The sequence below is a fragment of the Amycolatopsis iheyensis genome (assembly GCF_024703995.1).
GTDB classification, from domain to species: domain Bacteria; phylum Actinomycetota; class Actinomycetes; order Mycobacteriales; family Pseudonocardiaceae; genus Amycolatopsis; species Amycolatopsis iheyensis.
Map to the genome: position 1 here is coordinate 628386 of NZ_JAMXQV010000001.1, position 18521 is coordinate 646906.

The 18521-nt window shown below is 71.1% G+C and carries 16 protein-coding genes; 11 read left to right on the plus strand and 5 right to left on the minus strand.

What is annotated here, in order from left to right; translation table 11 throughout:
- Position 1: 1 nt before the first annotated feature.
- From lysA to rho, 5 genes are all read left to right on the plus strand, one after another.
- The gene (gene lysA / locus M8542_RS03095) at positions 2 to 1432 is read left to right on the plus strand and encodes a diaminopimelate decarboxylase (RefSeq protein WP_257918418.1); all 1431 of its coding nucleotides are present in this window, start codon (positions 2 to 4) and stop codon (positions 1430 to 1432) included.
- 6 nt (positions 1433 to 1438) lie between these two features.
- Positions 1439 to 2749 carry a homoserine dehydrogenase gene (locus M8542_RS03100; RefSeq protein ID WP_257918419.1) on the plus strand — a complete coding sequence of 437 codons (1311 nt, stop codon included), beginning with the start codon at positions 1439 to 1441 and terminating at the stop codon, positions 2747 to 2749.
- Entirely contained in the window at positions 2746 to 3804 is a 1059-nt protein-coding gene (gene thrC / locus M8542_RS03105) for a threonine synthase (protein ID WP_257918420.1), read from the plus strand. Before M8542_RS03100 ends, thrC begins: the two co-directional genes overlap by 4 nt.
- A gap of 103 nt (positions 3805 to 3907) precedes the next feature.
- Entirely contained in the window at positions 3908 to 4792 is an 885-nt protein-coding gene (gene thrB / locus M8542_RS03110; RefSeq protein WP_257918421.1) for a homoserine kinase, read from the plus strand.
- 401 nt (positions 4793 to 5193) lie between these two features.
- Entirely contained in the window at positions 5194 to 7146 is a 1953-nt protein-coding gene (gene rho / locus M8542_RS03115) for a transcription termination factor Rho (RefSeq protein ID WP_257918422.1), read from the plus strand.
- A 53-nt stretch (positions 7147 to 7199) separates the two neighbouring features.
- On the opposite strand, the gene M8542_RS03120 is transcribed toward rho, so the two are convergent.
- The gene (locus M8542_RS03120) at positions 7200 to 7703 is read right to left on the minus strand and encodes a CHAP domain-containing protein (RefSeq protein ID WP_257918423.1); all 504 of its coding nucleotides are present in this window, start codon (positions 7701 to 7703) and stop codon (positions 7200 to 7202) included.
- A 219-nt stretch (positions 7704 to 7922) separates the two neighbouring features.
- Here M8542_RS03120 and rpmE point away from each other — a divergent pair, with 219 nt between their 5' ends.
- Together rpmE and prfA are read left to right on the plus strand one after the other, a co-directional pair.
- Positions 7923 to 8153 carry a 50S ribosomal protein L31 gene (gene rpmE / locus M8542_RS03125; RefSeq protein WP_086840656.1) on the plus strand — a complete coding sequence of 77 codons (231 nt, stop codon included), beginning with the start codon at positions 7923 to 7925 and terminating at the stop codon, positions 8151 to 8153.
- Positions 8154 to 8232: 79 nt separating this feature from the next.
- Complete coding sequence (prfA, locus tag M8542_RS03130; RefSeq protein WP_257918424.1) at positions 8233 to 9303, plus strand: peptide chain release factor 1; 1071 nt, start codon at positions 8233 to 8235, stop codon at positions 9301 to 9303.
- 16 nt (positions 9304 to 9319) lie between these two features.
- On the opposite strand, the gene wsfD is transcribed toward prfA, so the two are convergent.
- From wsfD to M8542_RS03145, 3 genes are read right to left on the minus strand one after another with little or no spacing between them, the layout of a single operon-like run.
- A complete protein-coding gene (gene wsfD, locus M8542_RS03135) occupies positions 9320 to 10783 on the minus strand; it encodes a glycan biosynthesis hexose transferase WsfD (RefSeq protein WP_257918425.1) in 1464 nt (487 codons plus the stop codon).
- 18 nt (positions 10784 to 10801) lie between these two features.
- Positions 10802 to 11233, minus strand: a complete 432-nt coding sequence (locus M8542_RS03140; RefSeq protein WP_257918426.1) for a GtrA family protein — start codon at positions 11231 to 11233, stop codon at positions 10802 to 10804.
- Positions 11230 to 12222, minus strand: coding sequence for a glycosyltransferase (locus M8542_RS03145; RefSeq protein ID WP_257918427.1), 993 nt, complete (start codon positions 12220 to 12222; stop codon positions 11230 to 11232). The genes M8542_RS03140 and M8542_RS03145 overlap by 4 nt, the downstream gene beginning before the upstream one ends.
- Positions 12223 to 12453: 231 nt before the next feature.
- Between M8542_RS03145 and prmC the strand changes: the two genes are divergently transcribed.
- Together prmC and M8542_RS03155 are read left to right on the plus strand one after the other, a co-directional pair.
- On the plus strand, positions 12454 to 13320 hold the full coding sequence (gene prmC / locus M8542_RS03150; RefSeq protein WP_257918428.1) for a peptide chain release factor N(5)-glutamine methyltransferase: 867 nt from the start codon (positions 12454 to 12456) through the stop codon (positions 13318 to 13320).
- Between the two features lie 185 nt (positions 13321 to 13505).
- Positions 13506 to 13847 carry a hypothetical protein gene (locus M8542_RS03155; RefSeq protein WP_257918429.1) on the plus strand — a complete coding sequence of 114 codons (342 nt, stop codon included), beginning with the start codon at positions 13506 to 13508 and terminating at the stop codon, positions 13845 to 13847.
- 40 nt (positions 13848 to 13887) lie between these two features.
- On the opposite strand, the gene M8542_RS03160 is transcribed toward M8542_RS03155, so the two are convergent.
- Positions 13888 to 15861 (minus strand): M6 family metalloprotease domain-containing protein, encoded by a 1974-nt coding sequence (locus M8542_RS03160; RefSeq protein WP_257918430.1) that lies wholly within the window; start codon positions 15859 to 15861, stop codon positions 13888 to 13890.
- 764 nt (positions 15862 to 16625) lie between these two features.
- Between M8542_RS03160 and M8542_RS03165 the strand changes: the two genes are divergently transcribed.
- Complete coding sequence (locus M8542_RS03165; RefSeq protein ID WP_257918431.1) at positions 16626 to 17276, plus strand: L-threonylcarbamoyladenylate synthase; 651 nt, start codon at positions 16626 to 16628, stop codon at positions 17274 to 17276.
- A gap of 73 nt (positions 17277 to 17349) precedes the next feature.
- Positions 17350 to 18507: a glycosyltransferase family 4 protein gene (locus M8542_RS03170; RefSeq protein WP_257918432.1), complete on the plus strand. Its 1158-nt coding sequence runs from the start codon at positions 17350 to 17352 to the stop codon at positions 18505 to 18507.
- The last annotated feature ends 14 nt before the right edge of the window (positions 18508 to 18521 follow it).

Below are 18521 nucleotides of genomic sequence, written 5' to 3' on the forward strand. Positions count from 1 at the left end.
AATGGCGCACCCCGCGGGCCCCAGGCACGCCGACGTCTACCCCCACGCCGACACCTCCGGGCTCCAGCCGTCGGGGGCCGAAGAGCTCGACAAGCTGCCCGCGAAGGTGTGGCCCCGCAACACCTTCCGCGGCGGCGACGGCGTCGTCCGGATCGCCGGCGTCGACGTCCGAGAACTCGCCGAAAAGCACGGCACACCCCTGTTCGTGGTCGACGAAGCCGACTTCAAGTCGCGCTGCGCGGACTACGCCGAGGCGTTCGACGACCCGGCGCTCGTGCACTACGCGTCGAAGGCGTTCCTCTCGATCGAGATCGCCCGCTGGGTGGCCGAGCAGGGGCTGAGCCTCGACGTCTGCAGCGGCGGCGAGCTCGCCGTGGCGCAGCGCGCGAACTTCCCGGCCGAGCGGATCACCTTCCACGGCAACAACAAGTCGCCCGCGGAGCTCGAGGCCGCGGTCGTCGCCGGGGTCGGCACGATCGTGCTCGACTCCTACTACGAGATCGCCCGGCTGGCCGACCTCGCCGCCCGCCACGACGTCGTGCAGCCGGTGCTGATCCGGGTCACGGTCGGCGTCGAGGCGCACACCCACGAGTTCATCGCGACCGCGCACGAGGACCAGAAGTTCGGGTTCTCCCTGGCGTCGGGCGACGCCGCCGAGGCGGTGCGCCGCGTGCTCAACGCGCGGTCGCTCAAGCTCGTCGGCCTGCACAGCCACATCGGCTCGCAGATCTTCGACGCCGACGGCTTCGAGGTCGCCGCCCGCCGCGTCGTCGGACTGCTCGCCGACCTGGCCAAGGAGCACGGCACGGAGCTGCTCGACCAGCTCAGCCTGGTCGACCTCGGCGGTGGCTTCGGCATCGCCTACACCGAGAAGGACAACCCGCCGCCACCCGCGCAGATGATCACGCAGATCCGCGAGATCGTCCGCAAGGAGTGCGCGTACGCGGGCCTCCCGGTGCCGCGGATCGCCGGCGAGCCCGGCCGCGCGATCGCCGGGCCCGGCACGGTCACGCTGTACGAGGTCGGCACCATCAAGGACGTCTCGCTCGGTGACGACGCGGTCCGCCGGTACGTCAGCGTCGACGGCGGGATGAGCGACAACATCCGCACCGCGCTCTACGACGCGGTCTACGACGTCCGGCTGGTTTCCCGCTCCGCGGGCGACAACGAGCAGCCGGTGCAGGCCGTGCTGTCCCGGGTCGTGGGAAAACACTGTGAGTCCGGCGACATCGTCGTACGAGACTGCTGGCTGCCCGACACGCTGGCTCCCGGCGACCTGCTGGCGGTCGCGGCGACCGGCGCCTACTGCTACTCGATGGCGAGCACGTACAACCGGCAGCCGCGCCCGGCCGTGGTCGCCGTGCGCAACGGCAGCTCGCGGCTGCTGCTGCGGCGGGAGACGACCGACGACATGCTGCGCCTGGAGGTCTGAGCAACAGTGTCTGCACCGGAACGGAATCCGATCAGGGTCGCGCTGCTCGGCTGCGGAACCGTCGGCGGCGAGGTCGCCCGCCTGCTCACCGAGCAGGCCGGCGAGCTGGCCGCGCGGGCGGGCGCGCCGGTCGAGCTGGCCGGCATCGCGGTCCGCCGCCCGGACAAGCACCCGGAGCTGCCGCCCGAGCTGCTGACCGCCGACGCCGAGCAGCTCGTCACGTCCGACGACGTCGACGTCGTGGTCGAGCTGGTCGGCGGCATCGAGCCGGTGCGCGGCTGGCTGCTCGCCGCGCTGAAGGCCGGCAAGTCGGTCGTCACCGCCAACAAGGCGCTGCTGGCCGAGCACTCCGCCGACCTCTTCGAAGCGGCCGACGCGGCGAGCGTCGACCTGTACTTCGAGGCCGCGGTGGCCGGCGCCATCCCGCTCCTGCGCCCGCTGCGCGAGTCGCTGGCGGGGGACCGGATCACCCGCGTGATGGGCATCGTCAACGGCACCACCAACTACATCCTGTCCGCGATGGACTCCACGGGCGCCGGCTACGCCGAGACGCTCGACGAGGCCAGCCGGCTCGGGTACGCCGAGGCCGACCCGACCGCGGACGTCGACGGCTACGACGCCGCGTCCAAGGCCGCGATCCTGGCGTCACTGGCCTTCCACACCCGCGTGACGGCGTCGGACGTGCACCGCGAGGGCATCGCCGACGTCACCGCGGCCGACCTCGCCGCGGCCCGCATGCTCGGCCGCACGGTGAAGCTGCTGGCCATCTGCGAACGCGTGACCGACGACGAAGGCGTCGAGTCGGTCTCCGCCCGCGTGCACCCGGTGATGATCCCGCGCAGCCACCAGCTCGCAGGCGTCGGCGGCGCGTTCAACGCCGTCTACGTCGAAGCGGACGCGGCGGGCGAGCTGATGTTCTACGGCCAGGGCGCGGGCGGCGCGCCGACCGCGAGCGCGGTGCTCGGCGACCTCGTCGCGGTGGCCCGCAACCTCGTCGCCGGCGGGCGCGGCCCGCGGGAGTCCGCGCACGCGGCGCTGCCGGTGCGGCCGATGGGGCAGACGCCGACCCGTTACCACGTAAGCCTTTCCGTGGCCGACCGCGCCGGTGTGCTCGCGCAGGTGGCGCAGGCGTTCGCCGGGCACGGTGTGAGCATCGCGGCCGTGCGCCAGAGCGACGTCGGCGACCGCGCGAGCCTGGTCGTGGTGACCCACCAGGCGCCGGACGCGGCCCTGCAGTCCACTGTGGACGAGATCGCGAAGCTCGACGTCGTCCACGAAGTTGTCAGCGTCATGCGCGTGGAAGGCGAAGACCAGTGAGCAACGCTTGGCCGGGGATCATCGAGGCGTACCGGGACCGCGTCCCGGTCCCGGACGGGGCGCAGGTCGTCACGCTCGGGGAAGGCAACACGCCACTGCTGCCCGCGCGGCACCTGTCCGAGGTGACCGGCTGCGACGTCCATCTCAAGGTCGAGGGCGCGAACCCGACCGGCTCGTTCAAGGACCGCGGGATGACCGTGGCCATCACGCACGCGCTGGCCAGCGGGCTCAAGGCGGTGATCTGCGCGTCGACCGGCAACACGTCGGCCTCGGCCGCCGCCTACGCCGCCCGCGCCGGGCTCACCTGCGCGGTGCTGGTGCCGCAGGGGAAGATCGCGATGGGCAAGCTCGCCCAGGCGGTGCTGCACGGCGCGCGGATCCTGCAGGTCGACGGCAACTTCGACGACTGCCTCGAGCTGGCCCGCAAGACCGCGAACGACTACCCGGTCACCCTGGTCAACTCGGTGAACCCGGTGCGCATCGCGGGGCAGAAGACCGCGGCGTTCGAGATCTGCGACGTGCTCGGCGAAGCGCCGGACATCCACTGCCTGCCGGTCGGCAACGCGGGCAACATCACCGCCTACTGGGCGGGCTATTCGGAGTACGCGGCCGACGGTGTGGTGAAGAACACGCCGCGGATGTTCGGCTTCCAGGCGGCCGGCGCGGCGCCGCTCGTGCACGGCGAGCCGGTGCGCGACCCGGACACCATCGCGACCGCGATCCGGATCGGCAGCCCGGCCTCGTGGACCGCCGCGGTGGCGGCGAAGGACGCGTCGGAGGGGCTTTTCGAAGCCGTCACCGACGAGAAGATCCTCGAGGCCTACCGGCTGCTGGCCGGGCGGGAGGGCGTGTTCGTCGAGCCGGCGTCGGCCACCAGCGTGGCCGGCCTGCTGGCCACGGCCGCCGACGGCAGGCTGCCGCGCGGGTCCCGCGTGGTCTGCACGGTGACCGGGCACGGCCTGAAGGACCCGCAGACGGCGCTGGCGGGCAACGTCGAGGTCGAGCCGCTGGCCGTCGACCCGTCGGCGGTCGCGGCGGCCCTGGACCTGCGGTGACCCCCGGCTCGCAAGCGCCCCAATGTGGCCTTGGTTGCGTCTTGCGCACCGAAGGCCACCTTGGGTGCGTCTCACGCACCGAAGGCCACATTGGGGCGCTCCGGTGACCGCGTTCAAGATCACCGTTCCCGCTTCCACCGCGAACCTCGGGCCGGGCTTCGACGCCTTCGGCATGGCGCTGAGCCTGTACGACGTCGTCGAGGTGCAGGTCACCGACGGCGGGCTCAAGGTCGAGGTGATCGACGCCGGCGCGGGCGGGGTCGCCGACGTGCCCACCGACGAGACGCACCTCGTCGTGCGCGCCATCCGCAGGACCTGCGCGCACCTCGGCGTCGAGCCACCGGGCCTGCACCTGCGCTGCGCCAACGCGATCCCGCACGCGCGGGGCCTCGGCTCGTCCGCGGCCGCGGTGGTGTCCGGCGTCGCCGCCGGGTACGCGCTGGCGGGCCGCGACCTCGACCCGTTCGGCGCGCTGCAGCTGGCCGCCGGCTTCGAAGGCCACGCCGACAACGCCGCGGCGAGCCTGTTCGGCGGGCTCGTCCTGGCCTGGTGCGAAGGCGCGGAGTTCCACGCCGAGCGGCTCACGCCGCACCCGTCGATCCGGCCGGTCGTCGCCGTGCCGGCGGAGCGCTCGGCCACCGCGATGACGCGCGGCCTGCTGCCGCCGACCGTGCCGCACGCCGACGCGGCGCACAACGCCGGGCGCGCCGCGCTCGCCGTGCACGCGCTGACCGCCGAGCCCCGGCTGCTGCTCGCAGCCACCAAAGACCGCCTCCACCAGCACTACCGCGCGCCCGCCTACCCGGCGAGCACCGAGCTGGTGGCGACGCTCCGTGCACAGGGCGTGGCCGCCGCGGTCTCCGGCGCCGGACCGACGGTGCTCGCGCTGACCACGACGGGAATATTGCCGCCAGTGCCCGGCGTTGAAGCTTTCGACGTCCTCGAACTGCCCGTGGATCTGGCGGGTGTGCAGGTTGCGGCTCAGTAAAGGCTGGGTCACGTGCCCGCGGTAGGGGCCGCCACGCGGGGGGTGGTTGTTGCACCCGGCACCCGCGCGGTCTACCCTCGGGGGCGTTCGATCACCGTGCGTTTCCGCACCCGATGCCGGTCCTCTGGGATCGCATCCTTCGTTGATCCGCCGAATCCGCACCGCCTGGCAAGCGGGGTAACGCGGAGCGACGTAGGCGGGTTTCCGGTCTCGGCGGTGTCGGATTCCGCATCCTCCGAATGGAGGACGCAAACCCCTGTGGTGGAGGCGCTCCAGCTGTGTTCCGCACGGCCGAAGAGCTCATCTCCCGTATCGGGGGGCAGTTACGCCGGTTCGCGATCAGAAGCGAGCGGCAGTCCGCTGATCCGCCTGGAGGCGTGGATCGGTCAGGAAGGACATGTGTGAGCAACACCGATCTTTTGAGCGACGTGGGTAGCAGCGCCGCGGAGTCGAACGGCACCACCCCCGCTCCCAAGAAGACGGTCGGCGGGTTGACCGGGAAGACCGTGGCGGAACTGCGTTCGCTGGCTGGGGAGCTCGGCGTCGGCGAGACGACGGGCATGCGCAAGGGCGACCTGATCGCCGCGATCCGTGAGCGTCAGGGCAAGTCCCGCAAGCGTCCGGCCGCCGAGACGCTGCCCCTCGAGGGCGTCGGCGAGCCGGTGAAGGCGTCGGCCCCGAAGGCCGAGCCCAAGGCCGAGGCGCCCGCCGCCCCGGTCGAGACCAAGCCGGAGCCGAAGGCCGCCGCTCCCGCGCCGGCCGACACCCAGCCGCAGGCCGAGCGCCCGCAGCAGGACCGTTCGGACAAGCAGGACGGCCAGCAGGGCCAGGACGGTCAGCCCGAGGAAGGCGGCCGCAGCCGGCGTCGCCGCGGCTCGAACCGCGCCGCCGGGTCGCCCGACGGCCAGGGTGGCCAGGGCGGCGGTGACCGCCAGCAGAGCGGCGACCGCCAGCAGGGCCAGGGCGGCGGCAACCGCGACCGTCAGCAGGGCCAGGGCGGCGGTCGCAACGACAACCGCCAGGACGGCAACCGCCAGCGCAACCAGCAGCAGGACGGCGGCAACCGCGGCGGCCAGGACAACCGCAACCAGCAGCCGGACGACGACGAGGAAGGCGGCCGTCGCGGCCGTCGCTTCCGCGACCGCCGTCGCCGGGGCAGTGGCGGCGGCCAGCGTGACGGCGGTTCGCCGGACACCGAGATCCGCGAGGACGACGTCCTGCTGCCCGTCGCGGGCATCCTGGACGTGCTCGACAACTACGCGTTCGTGCGCACCTCCGGCTACCTCGCCGGCCCGAACGACGTGTACGTCTCGCTGTCGCTGGTCCGCAAGTACGGCCTGCGCCGCGGTGACGCCATCACCGGCGTCGTGCGCCAGCCGCGCGAGGGCGAGCAGCAGCGGCAGAAGTTCAACCCGCTGGTGCGCGTCGACTCGATCAACGGCCTGGAGCCGGACGAGGCCAAGCGGCGTCCGGACTTCACCAAGCTGACCCCGCTGTACCCGAACGAGCGGCTGCGCCTCGAGACCGAGTCGCACAAGCTCACCACCCGCGTGATCGACCTGATCATGCCGGTCGGCAAGGGGCAGCGTGCCCTGATCGTGTCGCCGCCGAAGGCCGGTAAGACCACGATCATGCAGGACATCGCGAACGCGATCTCGACGAACAACCCCGAGTGCCACCTGATGGTCGTCCTGGTCGACGAGCGTCCGGAAGAGGTCACCGACATGCAGCGCTCGGTGAAGGGCGAGGTCATCGCCTCGACCTTCGACCGGCCGCCGTCGGACCACACCTCGGTCGCGGAGCTGTCGATCGAGCGGGCCAAGCGCCTGGTCGAGATGGGCCACGACGTCGTCGTGCTGCTCGACTCGATCACGCGTCTCGGCCGCGCGTACAACCTGGCGGCCCCGGCGTCCGGCCGGATCCTGTCCGGTGGTGTCGACTCGACCGCGCTGTACCCGCCGAAGCGGTTCCTGGGCGCGGCGCGCAACATCGAGAACGGCGGCTCGCTGACCATCTTCGCCACGGCGATGGTGGAGACCGGGTCGACGATGGACACGGTCATCTTCGAGGAGTTCAAGGGCACCGGTAACGCGGAGCTCAAGCTGGACCGGAAGATCGCCGAGCGCCGCGTGTTCCCGGCCGTCGACGTCAACCCGTCGGGCACCCGCAAGGACGAGCTGCTGCTCTCGCCGGACGAGCTGGCCGTGACCGTGAAGCTGAGCCGGGTGCTGCACGCGCTCGACTCGCAGCAGGCGATCGACCTGCTGATCTCGCGGCTGCGCAAGACGAAGACGAACGTCGAGTTCCTCATGCAGGTCTCGAAGACCGCCCTCGGCGGCGGCGAAGACGACTGAGTCTCGTTCCGCGAAAAAGGCCCTCCCGGTTCGCCGGGAGGGCCTTTTCGTCGTTACTGGTGCGGGACCGCGCCGGGTGTCCAGCCGCGGTAGTTGGTGAAGTAGCTGACGCTGGAGCCGTGGCCGATCGCGCCGCCGACGCTGGAGGCGTAGAAGCCGCCGTTGCCGTCGGCGATCCCGACGTGGCCGTAGGCGCTGATGTTCCAGTAGACGAACGAGCCGGCCGGCGGGGTGCCGGTGGTGTGCTTCGGGCTCGCGCCGTTCCAGTGCGCGTTCGCCGAGGCCCAGACGCCGGTGGTGCCGTAGGCGTTCTCGGCGGCCTTCTCGCAGAGGCCCTGGTAGGCGGTGCTGCCCTGGTGGTTCTTGTACCACTGGACCGCGCCGGCCGGGGTGCCGTCGCCCGCGGCCTGGATCGACGCGGCGGGCGCGGTGGTGAAGGTCGCGAGCTCGGGATGGGTGTCGGCGGTGGTGACGTCGGCGTTCGCGACGGGCGCCGCCACCAGCGCGGCCGTGCCGAGGGCGGCGGCCGCGGCCAGCGTTGTGAAAACCTTTCGCATTGCTCCTCCTGGCGGTGAGAGAATCACGAAGGCTCGCCAGGGTGCGTCACCGGTGTACAAGATCCATACAAACTTGACGGTTCAACCACTGGGAATAGCTGGTCAGCGGGGTGCGTTCCAGTCACCGTCTGCCCGTCTGGCAGAATTACCCGCTGAAGTCCGGCGCCGGTTCACCCCGTGGGATCGACTGGGGACCCGGAGCCAACGAGAGAGGACACCATGAAGAGCGGTATTCACCCCGAGTACGTGGTCACCAACGTGAACTGCGACTGCGGCAACAGCTTCACCACGCGCAGCACCAAGACCAGCGGCAACATCCACGTCGAGATCTGCTCGAACTGCCACCCGTTCTACACGGGCAAGCAGAAGATCATGGACACCGGTGGCCGGGTCGCGCGCTTCGAGGCTCGCTACGGCAAGCGGCAGAAGAAGGACGCCGACGCCAAGTAGCTCTTTCCACGGCGCCCATCCGGTACTTCCGGGTGGGCGCCGTTCTTTGTGTTTCATCCTGGGCTGAGAGGTGACTGAGGTGGATTCGAGCTCGCTCGCGGGGCTGCTCGCCGAACACGCGGACCTGGAGACGCAGCTCGCCGACCCGGCGGTGCACGCCGACCAGGCGATCGCCCGCAAGCTCGGCCGCCGCTACGCCGAGCTGACGCCGGTCGTCCGCGCGGTCCAGGAGCTCGACACGGTCCGCGAGGACCTCGCCGCCGCTCGCGAGCTGGCCTCCGAGGACGCCGGGTTCGCGGCGGAAGCCGAAGAGCTGTCGGCGAAGATCCCGGAGCTGGAGTCGAAGCTCACCGAGCTGCTGCTCCCGCGCGACCCGTACGACGGCTCCGACGTCGTGATGGAGATCAAGTCCGGCGAGGGCGGCGAGGAGTCGGCCCTGTTCGCCGGCGACCTGCTGCGGATGTACCTGCGCTACGCCGAGCGCCACGGCTGGAAGGCGGAGGTCCTCGACTCGGTCGACTCCGACCTGGGCGGCTTCAAGGACGTCACGGTGTCGATCAAGACGAAGTCAGCGGTGGTCGACGGCGTGTGGTCGCGCCTGAAGTTCGAGGGCGGCGTGCACCGCGTCCAGCGCGTGCCGGCGACGGAGTCCCAGGGCCGCATCCACACGTCGGCGTCCGGGGTGCTGATCTACCCGGAGCCGGAGGAGGTCGAGGTCGAGATCGACCCGAACGACCTGCGCATCGACGTGTTCCGGTCTTCGGGCCCGGGCGGCCAGAGCGTGAACACGACGGACTCGGCGGTCCGGATCACCCACCTGCCGACCGGCATCGTCGTGTCGTGCCAGAACGAGAAGTCCCAGATCCAGAACCGCGCCCGGGCGCTGCAGGTGCTGCAGGCCCGGTTGCAGGCGATCGCGGAGGAAGAGGCGGCGGCGAAGGCGTCCGACGCGCGCAAGTCGCAGATCCGCACGGTCGACCGGTCGGAGCGGATCCGGACGTACAACTTCCCGGAGAACCGCATCTCGGACCACCGGGTGAACTACAAGGCGTACAACCTGGACCAGGTCCTGGACGGCGAGCTCGACGGGGTCCTGGACGCGCTGGCCAACGCCGACCGCGAGGAGCGCCTGGCCGAGTCGGCCGGCTGACGCCGAGCCCGCCGTCTCAGCGGACGGCGGGCTTCTCCGGCTCCCGGAACGCGTCGAACACCTCGGTCACCGGCTCTTCGTCCGGGACCTCGGCCGGCTCGGGTTCGGGCCGCGCCGGCTTCGGGAAGAAGCTCAGCACCGCGAACACGAACGCCAGCACGGTCGGGAACAGCGTCAGCAGCTGGTGCTTCACGCCCTCGACGCCCTCGCCCAGCGCGGACAGCCCGAACTGCCCGACGGCGAACAGCAGCAGGAAGAACACCAGGATCCCGTACTCGCGCCGCTGACGGCGGAACGCGCGCACGCCCGCCCAGGCGAGCAGCAGCCAGAACGGCACCAGCAGGTACAGCCCCAGCGGCGCCGCCAGCGCGGACAGCCCCGAGAACACCGGCACGCGGTACTCCTGGGCCATCTGCGGGAACCCGGCCGACTCGGCGAAGCTGCCCAGACGCGCGGGGCGGGCCGTGAGCGTGTCCACCGCGCCCTGCTGGAGGATCTGCAGCGTGCGCTCCGGGTGGCCCGCGTAGTACTTGACCACGTTGCGGCGGCTGATCTTGTCGCGGAAGCCGTTGTAGTCCGCGTCCGTCCACGGGCTCGCCGCCCACCAGCCCGTGCCGATGAACTTCTTCGCGCTCTGCGGCAGGCCCAGCGCCGCCAAGTCGGCATCCGTGTCGTGCTTGCCGTCCACGATGCTGTCGAACACCACGTGGTACATGTTCGCTTCGCGGTACTCGGCGTTCGCCGGGTCGCCGTGGGACTGCACCGCCGCCGTGCCCGCGCCGACGATCACCAGCACACCCAGCGGCAGCAGCCACCGCGCCCAGCCGCGCTTGCCGAGCGGCTTGACCAGTGCCAGCGCCAGCACGAACAGCGGGATCAGCAGCAGCGTCTGCGACTTCGCGTTGAGGCCGATCAACGCGCCCACCACGGTCAGCGCCGCGCCCCAATAGCGCCACGCGCCGGTGCGGTGCATCAGCAGCAGGCCGCCGGCCGTCAGCAGCATCCCCAGGAACCCCGCGCCCTCGCTCAGCACCGACGCGAAGTAGCCGAAGAACGCCGAGTCGGCCATCACCAGCAGCAGCAACACCGCCGCGATGACGCGGTTGCGGCGGCTCAGCTCCAGGCCGAGCACCGTCGCCGCGACCCCGACCGCGACCAGCACGCACGTGATCACGCCCAGCACCAGCAGGTTGAACTCCGCCGACGAGCCGAGCACCTTGCCGAGCTTGCTCGCCGCCCAGTCGAGCCACGCCTGGCTCGAGATGTAGTCGCTCTTGCACGCCGAACCGGGGCCGTAGCTGAAGTGGACGAAGAACTCGGACTTGAGCTCCGGGTGCCGGCCGCCGAGGTCGCACAGCAGGCGCCAGCCGTCGCCGTTGTCCGCCATCCCGACCGGCCTCGGTACGAGGAACCGGACCAGCAGGACGCCCAGGGAAAGGACGAAGACGCCCAAGCCGAAGCGCAGTTCACGGAATCGCACTCGGAACAGCGTACGAGATCACGCAGAGTCGGCGGGTGCTGCACCGGGAACGGGCGAAACGGGCCGGTGCCGGAACACGACGTAGTGGTAGAGCAGGTAGTTCCAGAACAGCCCGACGACGATGGCGGCGCCCTTCGGCACGAGCAGGTTGATCCCCGGGAACAGCCGCCCGACCAGCCAGATGACGAAGAACTGCACCACCCACAGCCCGAACGCGGTCACCCCGAAGAACAGCAGCGCTTGACGCCGGATGTCGCCGTCCTTCGCGCGGAACGTGAAGTTCCGGTTCAGCGTGAACGACAGCAGCATGCCCGCGGTGGTCGAGATGAAGTTGGCGACGAACATCGGCACGCCCAGCGTCGCCAGGAGCACGTAGCCCAGCGCGTCGACGAGCGTGTTCGCGATCCCGACGATCCCGAAGCGCACCTGGGTGGCTGTCACGAGTCTCATCGCGTGGCGCTCCGGCGGTCATCGGCGGACTCGGGGACTCCGGTACGCACTGACGACACTGTATACAAAGGCCGGTTCTGCACCTGGGAGTACGTGCGGCCGATGTAGCTGCCGAGCACGCCGAGCATGATGATCTGGATGCCGCCGAGGAAGAACATCGCGATGGTGATGAACGCCCAGCCGGGCACCGCGGTCTCCGGCGCGAACAGCTTCACCCCGACGACGTAGAGCACGCCGAGGAAGCTCAGCATCGAGATCAGGTACCCCATCCGCGTGATCATCCGCAGCGGCGTGGTCGAGAACCCGAGGATGCCGTCGGCGGCGAAGCGCAGCATCTTCGTCAGGGGGTAGCCGGTGGCGCCGGAGTGGCGCTGGTCGCGGTCGAACAGCACCGCTGTCTGCTTGAAGCCGACGTAGCTGACGAGGCCGCGCAGGAACCGGTCGCGTTCGCGGTACTTGCGCAGCTCGTCGACGACCTTGCGGTCGATCAGCCGGAAGTCGCCGGTGTTCTTCGGGATGTCGACCGCGGCCATCTTCCGCAGGAACCAGTAGAACGCGCTCGCGGTGAACCGCTTGAACGCCGAGTCCCGGCGCGACCGCCGCTGCGCGTAGACGACGTCGTAGCCCTGCTCCCACTTCTCGATCAGCTCGAGCGCCACCCGCGGCGGGTCCTGCAGGTCGCTGTCCATGATGATCGCGGCGTCCGCGTCGACCAGGTCGAGCCCGGCGGTGACGGCCATCTGGTGGCCGAAGTTGCGGGAGAGCTCGACGACGGTGACCCGCGGGTCGCGCTCGCCCAGCTCGGTGAGCCGGGCCAGGGAGTCGTCGCGGCTGCCGTCGTCGACGTAGACGAAGCTGAACTCGTACCGGCCGGCCAGCGGCGCGGTGACCTGGTCGACCGTCTTGTGCAGCAGGTCGACGTTCCCCTCCTCGTCGTAGATCGGGAAGATGAACGCGACCCGGCGGCGCTCGGTCGGCTCGGTCGGCACTGGCACTCCCGGGGGTCGGTGTCACCGTCATCTTAGGAACCGGGCGCGACCTCGCCACCACGGTTGCGGGTTCCATTCTGGCCGTGACAGCTGTTTCGCGGGTGTTTGTCACACGTGTCAGCTCCGGGCCGGGCAGACCACCTCGATACGCTGGACGGCGTAGGACCGGCGCGTGTCCTGACGGGGGAGTTCCGCCTGGTGTGCCAGGCTCGACGAGGTGAAGGACGACGAGTGAATCGGCAGCCGCTGCGCCTGGCCATCATCGAGGCCACCCGGATTCTCGAGCGCGCCGGCGTCGCCTCACCGAGGTTCGACGCCGAGGTGATCGCGGCGCACGTGCTGGGCGTCGAACGCGGGCGGCTGCCGATGGTGCCCCTGGTCGACCCGCCGGTGATCGAGGCCATCGGCCAGCTCGTCCAGCAGCGCGCGAAGCGGATCCCGCTCCAGTACCTGACCGGCTGGGCCGCGCTCGGCGAAATCACGGTCGCGGTCGGCGCCGGGGTGTTCGTGCCGCGGCCGGAGACCGAGCTGCTGCTCGAGTGGGGCGTCAAGTTCCTGCAGGGCCGGGAGTTCCCGGTCGTGGTCGACCTCTGCACCGGCTCCGGGGCGCTCGCGCTCGCGGTCGCGCAGGCACGTCCCGACGCGGTGGTGTACGCCGTCGACGTCGACCCGCAGGCCCTGGCCTGGGCGCGGCACAACGCGGACGTGCACGCCGACGCGGGCAACACGCCGATCCGGCTGTACTCGGGCGACATCGGCGACCCGACGATGTTCGCCGAGCTCGACGGCCTCGTCGACCTGGTGCTGTGCAACCCGCCCTACGTCCCGGAGGGCACACCGGTCCCGCCGGAGGTCGCGGAGCACGACCCCCCGCGAGCGGTGTTCGCGGAGGAGAGCGGACTGGCGGTGATCCGCCACGCGATCGCGGCGGGCGCACGTCTGCTGCGGCCGGGGGGAGGGCTGGCGATCGAGCACGACGACACGCACGGTTCGGCCGTGCCGGCGCTGGTGCGGGCGCGGCGGGTGTTGACGGGCGTCGAGGACCACGCGGACCTGACCGGCCGGGCCCGGTTCGTGACGGCACGCAGGCTCGGCTGAGCGTGTGATCTTCGCCGGGCCGGGGGCTCGCTACCCCGAACGGCTCTGGTGGCGTAGTTGATCGCCGGGTAGAACGAGCGGCCGGTTTCCGAGTCCGGCTCCCGAGGTCGATCGAGCGCGGAGACCCGCGTCAAGAGGGGGTTCACCAGCCCTTCGAGCCGTTCGTGTTCATCCTGAGGTGAGTCGTGTCCGGTGACTTCATAATCGACCCGCGGGGCAAGCGCGACCTGGGCTTCCTCGACTGGTCGCCCTCCCGGGGCATGCTGCACCGGGTCCTCGAGTTCGTCGCGGACGAGGTCGAGGACCCCGAGCTGGCCGCGGACCTACGGGATTTCGTGGCCGGGAACTACGCGTTCCTCTCGCTGAGCAGCTATTCCGAAGCGCAGGGCGCCGAGATCATGAGGGTGATCCGGGAGAAGCTGCCGGCCGCGGTCGAAGAGTGGTTCCCCGGCGACGAGGGCGCGCGGCAAAACATCGCCGAGCTCGTCGAGATGGTCGAAGAAGCTGAAGCCGCCCCTTCGGAGTGACCGGAAGCCGGCGGGGGCCGCGGCCCCCGCCGGTTTCACGTCAGAAGCCGAACGCCGTGCAGGTCGCCGTCGCGGTCTTCGACGGGTCGCTCACCGATGTCGCCGTCAGCTTCACCCGGGCAGTGAAGTCCGCGCCGCGTTTCCGCAGGGCGAAGGCCGGCACCTTCACGCGCCCGCCGAACTTCGCCGTCGCCAGCTCGTTCGGCAGGCGGACCTGCCAGCCGCGGGCGTCGGTCGACACGCTCAGCCGGTAGGTGTCGGTGTCGTACGGCGCCTGCGCGCCTCGGGCCGAACCGGTGTTGAGCAGGCCGAAGTCGCAGGTCGCGAGGCCGCCGCGGGCGAACGCCGGCAGCGCCGGGGTCAGCGCCGCGCCGCGTGCCTGGCTGCCCGAGCCGTCCAGCGAAGCCACCGTCACCGTGTACGACAGGACGCCGTGGCGGTCCCGGGCGAGGTCGGTGATCAGGAACTTCAGCCGGTTCGCCTGGTCGGTGTACTCGTACGGGCTCGACGCCTCCGTGCCCGCCTTGAACAGGGCGTCGTTGAGCTGCCGGTAGTCACCGATGGTGATCTTGACCGGCGTGCCGTCCGGCTTCGTGTAGTCGGTGATGCCGATGTCCTGCGGGTTCGCGTCGATCACCCAGTCGAAGGGGGCGTTGTCCTTGTTCTTCGTCTTGGTGATCAGCACGCCGGAGTCCGGCGCGAAGGAGTCCGAGCCCATCCGGTCGACGACCTCGAGCGTGTAGTTGTCGTAGCCGCCGCCGTCGCAGAACGGGTCCTTCGCCCGGTCGCACTTCGGCGCCTTGTCCCCGCCGGTGAGCTTGATGTTCAGCCCGGTGAACGCTCCCGGCTGGGCCTCGGTCTCCCGTGCGGTGAGCCGGGCCGAGACCGGGCCGGTGGTCGCCAGCGCGTCGCGGTCCAGCTGCAGGACGTCCGCCGGGTCGACGATGCCGAGCTTCAGCTTGTTGCGGAGCTGGTGCTGGGCACCCATCGAACTGCCCTGCGTCGCCGGGATCTGCCAGCGGGTGTGCGGGCCGCCGGGCCCGTTGAACGTCCCGCGCGAGAGCATGTCCCACGGCCCGCTGTAGCTGCGCGACGGCGGGTTCCCGAACGGGTTGTTGTAGTTGTCGCCGATGCCCAGGATGTGGCTGAACTCGTGGGCGTAGGTCGACTGGCCCGAGCTCTCGGCCTGCACCGAGCTGCCGTCCTCGGCGTTCGGCCAGATGCTGGCGGCCGACTTCCAGGACGTCCATGGCACGTACCGCGTCGCCGCGTAGTTGGGCAGGTCGTGCTTCGGCGGGCCGAACGCGTCCGGCACGCTCTCCTTGGTCCCGAACTTCATCTCGCCGAACTCCTGCCAGGTCGAGCTCTCGTCCTGGCCGGCGGAGAGGTAGAAGACGAAGTCGAACTGGTTCGCGGTGTCGCCGACGTCGGCACGCCAGGCGTCGCCGGCGTCCTTGCGGATGTCCCGGTCGCAGTTCGCGCCGGGCGGGCACGCGCTCGGCTGGAACTCCATGCCGTACTCGTAGGACTGCCCGGGCATCCGGTACGGCCCGAACGCGGTCAGCTGCACGCCGAAGCGGCCGCCGGAGTCCTCCATCCAGTACTCGTTGATGGTGTGCCCGTTGTTGAGGGCCTCGGGCTTGTTGAGGAAGTCCTGGTAGTACTGCGCGACACCGGCCCGCGGGATGTTCGCGGCGCTCGGCGCGGGGTTGCCGAACACCGTCGAGTTCGCCGGTTGCGTGACGACGAAGTCCTGGTCCGGGTAGTCGGCGAGGACGACGGCGCCCTTGAAGGTGCGCTGCGTCGGCTTCAGGTTCGGGTCCGCCCAGTTGGTGCCGGGCACCTTCTTGTAGTCGGACCAGGTCATGTGGTCCTGGTTCTCCCAGTGCGCGGCGTCGATCGGGGCCGGCCAGCCACGGGTCAGCGGCTCGGCGGCGGCGGTGCCGGCGCCGAGCCCGGTGAGAACGGTGACCGCGGCGAGCAGGGCGAGCGCTTTCGGGGTTCTGGGGCGCATCTGCGGCTCCTTCACTGGGAACCCACGGGGATGGTGGTTCCCGGTGATCGACCGTATTGAGCCACGCTGTCCCGGTTCTGCCTCGCGGCGAGGTTTACCCGCTTGCCCCACGACGAAAGTCTGGCCGGTTTGTCCACCGGTGAGCGGTGTTGTGGACAACTCCGGTCACGCGCGCCGGGAACGCCGGAAACCGTCGGTGCGCGCCGGTAGCGTGGAAAACGGGGGCGCCCCCGCGGGCCCGGCGGCGGCTGACAGGTCTGGCGAGCCGCCCGCCGCCACCGTGAGGCCCGCGCCATCGCGCTCGCGCGGGACCGAGCCGCGCTCACCCGGGAGCGAGCCGCGCCCATCCGGACCGAGCCGCGCTCACCCGGGAGCGAGCCGCGCCCATCCGGACCGAGCCGCGCTCACCCGGGAGCGAGCCGCGCTCACCCGGGAGCGAGCCGCGCGGGGCATCGCGTGTGATTGGGCGGGACTTGCGTGTGTCTGGAGGGGCATCACTTCACCGGGATAGACCCGCGCCGGCGCGCGCTCATCCGGGACCGAGCCGCGCTTCACCGGGGCTGGCTGGCGCTCACGCTGGGCCGACCCGGGCCGAGCCGCGCTCACCCGCGCTCTACCTGGGACCGAGCCGCGCCCACCATGGAGCGACCCCGCGCCGAGCCGCGCACCCCTGGACCGAGCCGCGCCGACCCAGGACCGAGCCAGGCCGACCCGGTGTGACGCGGCGAACGCCCGCTCCGGCGGCCGGACTACTCTTGGCCACCATGAGCGTGGTCTACGACTGCAGCAAGCGGGAGTCCCGGGCCGACGGACTGGCGGCGGCCGCGGGCGCGGTGCGGTCGAGCAGGCTGGTCGTCCTGCCGACCGACACGGTCTACGGCATCGGCGCCGACGCCTTCGACGCCGGCGCGGTCCAGGCGCTGCTGCGTGCGAAGAACCGCGGCCCGGACATGCCGGTCGGTGTGCTCGTCGGCTCCTGGTCCACTGTGGACGGCCTCGTGCTCGGCGTGCCGCCGCAGGCTCGGGCGCTCGTCGAAGCCTTCTGGCCGGGCGACCTTTCGATCGTGCTCCCGCACGCGCCGAGTCTGCAGTGGAACCTCGGCGACGCCCGCGGCACCGTGATGCTGCGGATGCCGCTGCACCCGGTGGCCCTCGAACTGCTGCGCGACGTCGGCCCGATGGCCGTCTCGAGTGCGAACGTCTCCGGGCGGCCGCCGGCCAGCACCGCGCAGGAGGCGCAGGAACAGCTCGGCGACTCCGTCGCGGTGTACCTCGACGGCGGGTCGAGCGGCGAGCCCGTCGCGTCGACCATCGTGGACCTCACCGGCGCCGAGCCGGTGGTGCTGCGCGAGGGCGCGGTGAGCAAGGCGGCGGTCGCGGAGGTGCTCGGTGTGCCCGCGGAATCGTTGGCCTGAAGCCGGATCACGGCAAGATCCGCGGCACGATAGCGTGTCGCGGGTGACCCCGACCCCGCGAGCGTGACACCCCGTGCCGCCCACATCCGGTCTCCTCCCCATCCGGGAATACATCCTCGTCGCGCTGACCGCGACGGCCGTGACCTACCTGCTCACCGGCGTCGTGCGCCGGCTCGCGATCCGCGTCGGCGCGATCGCCAACCCGCGGGCGCGTGACGTCCACGTCGCCCCGATCCCGCGGATGGGCGGCATCGGCATCTTCCTCGGCGTCGCCGGCGCGATGGGGCTGGCGCACCAGCTGCCCGCGCTGTCGCACGGCTTCGACGCCTCCTTCGACTCGGTCGGCGTGCTGCTGGCCGCCGGGGTCATCTCGCTCATCGGCGCGCTCGACGACCGCTTCGAGCTGGACGCCTGGACGAAGCTGGCCGGCCAGGTCATGTGCGCGGGGATCCTGGTCATCTTCGGCGTGCAGTGGGTGTCGTTCTGGGTGCCATGGGGCGGCACCGGCGGCTCGTTCGGCTCGGTGCTGGTGCTCGACAAGAACCAGGGCGCGCTGCTCACCGTCGTGATGGTCGTGGTGATGGTCAACGCGATGAACTTCGTCGACGGCCTCGACGGGCTCGCCGGCGGCCTCGGCTTCATCGCCGCGGCCGCGACGTGCGCGTTCTCGCTCGGCCTGCTCGACAGCTCCGGCGGTGACGTCGGCACCTACCCGCCCGCGCTGATCGCGGCCACGCTCGCGGGAGCGTGTCTGGGTTTCCTGCCCTACAACTTCCAGCCCGCCAAGATATTCATGGGCGACTCCGGGTCGATGATGATCGGCCTGATGCTCGCGGGCGCGACGACGTCGGCGTCCGGGCGCGTGCCGTACCCGCAGTTCAGCGGCAAGGACGCGATCGCGCTGCTCTCGCCGCTGGTGGTCGTCGCGGCGGTGCTGTTCGTGCCGCTGCTGGACCTGATCATGGCGGTCATCCGGCGCACTCGCCGCGGCGAAAGCCCGTTCGCGGCCGACAAGATGCACCTGCACCACCGGCTGCTGGAGATCGGGCATTCGCAGCGCCGCGCGGTGCTGCTCATCTACTTGTGGGCCGGGATCCTCGCGTTCGGCGCGGTGTCGGTGACGCTCTTCGACGACGCCGCCGCGCTGTGGATCATCGGGGCCGGGCTGGTGTTCGCGGTGCTCGTGTCGATCGTGCCGCGGCTGCGCTCCCGCAACCAGCCGGGGACCTGACGCGCCGCGTTCTC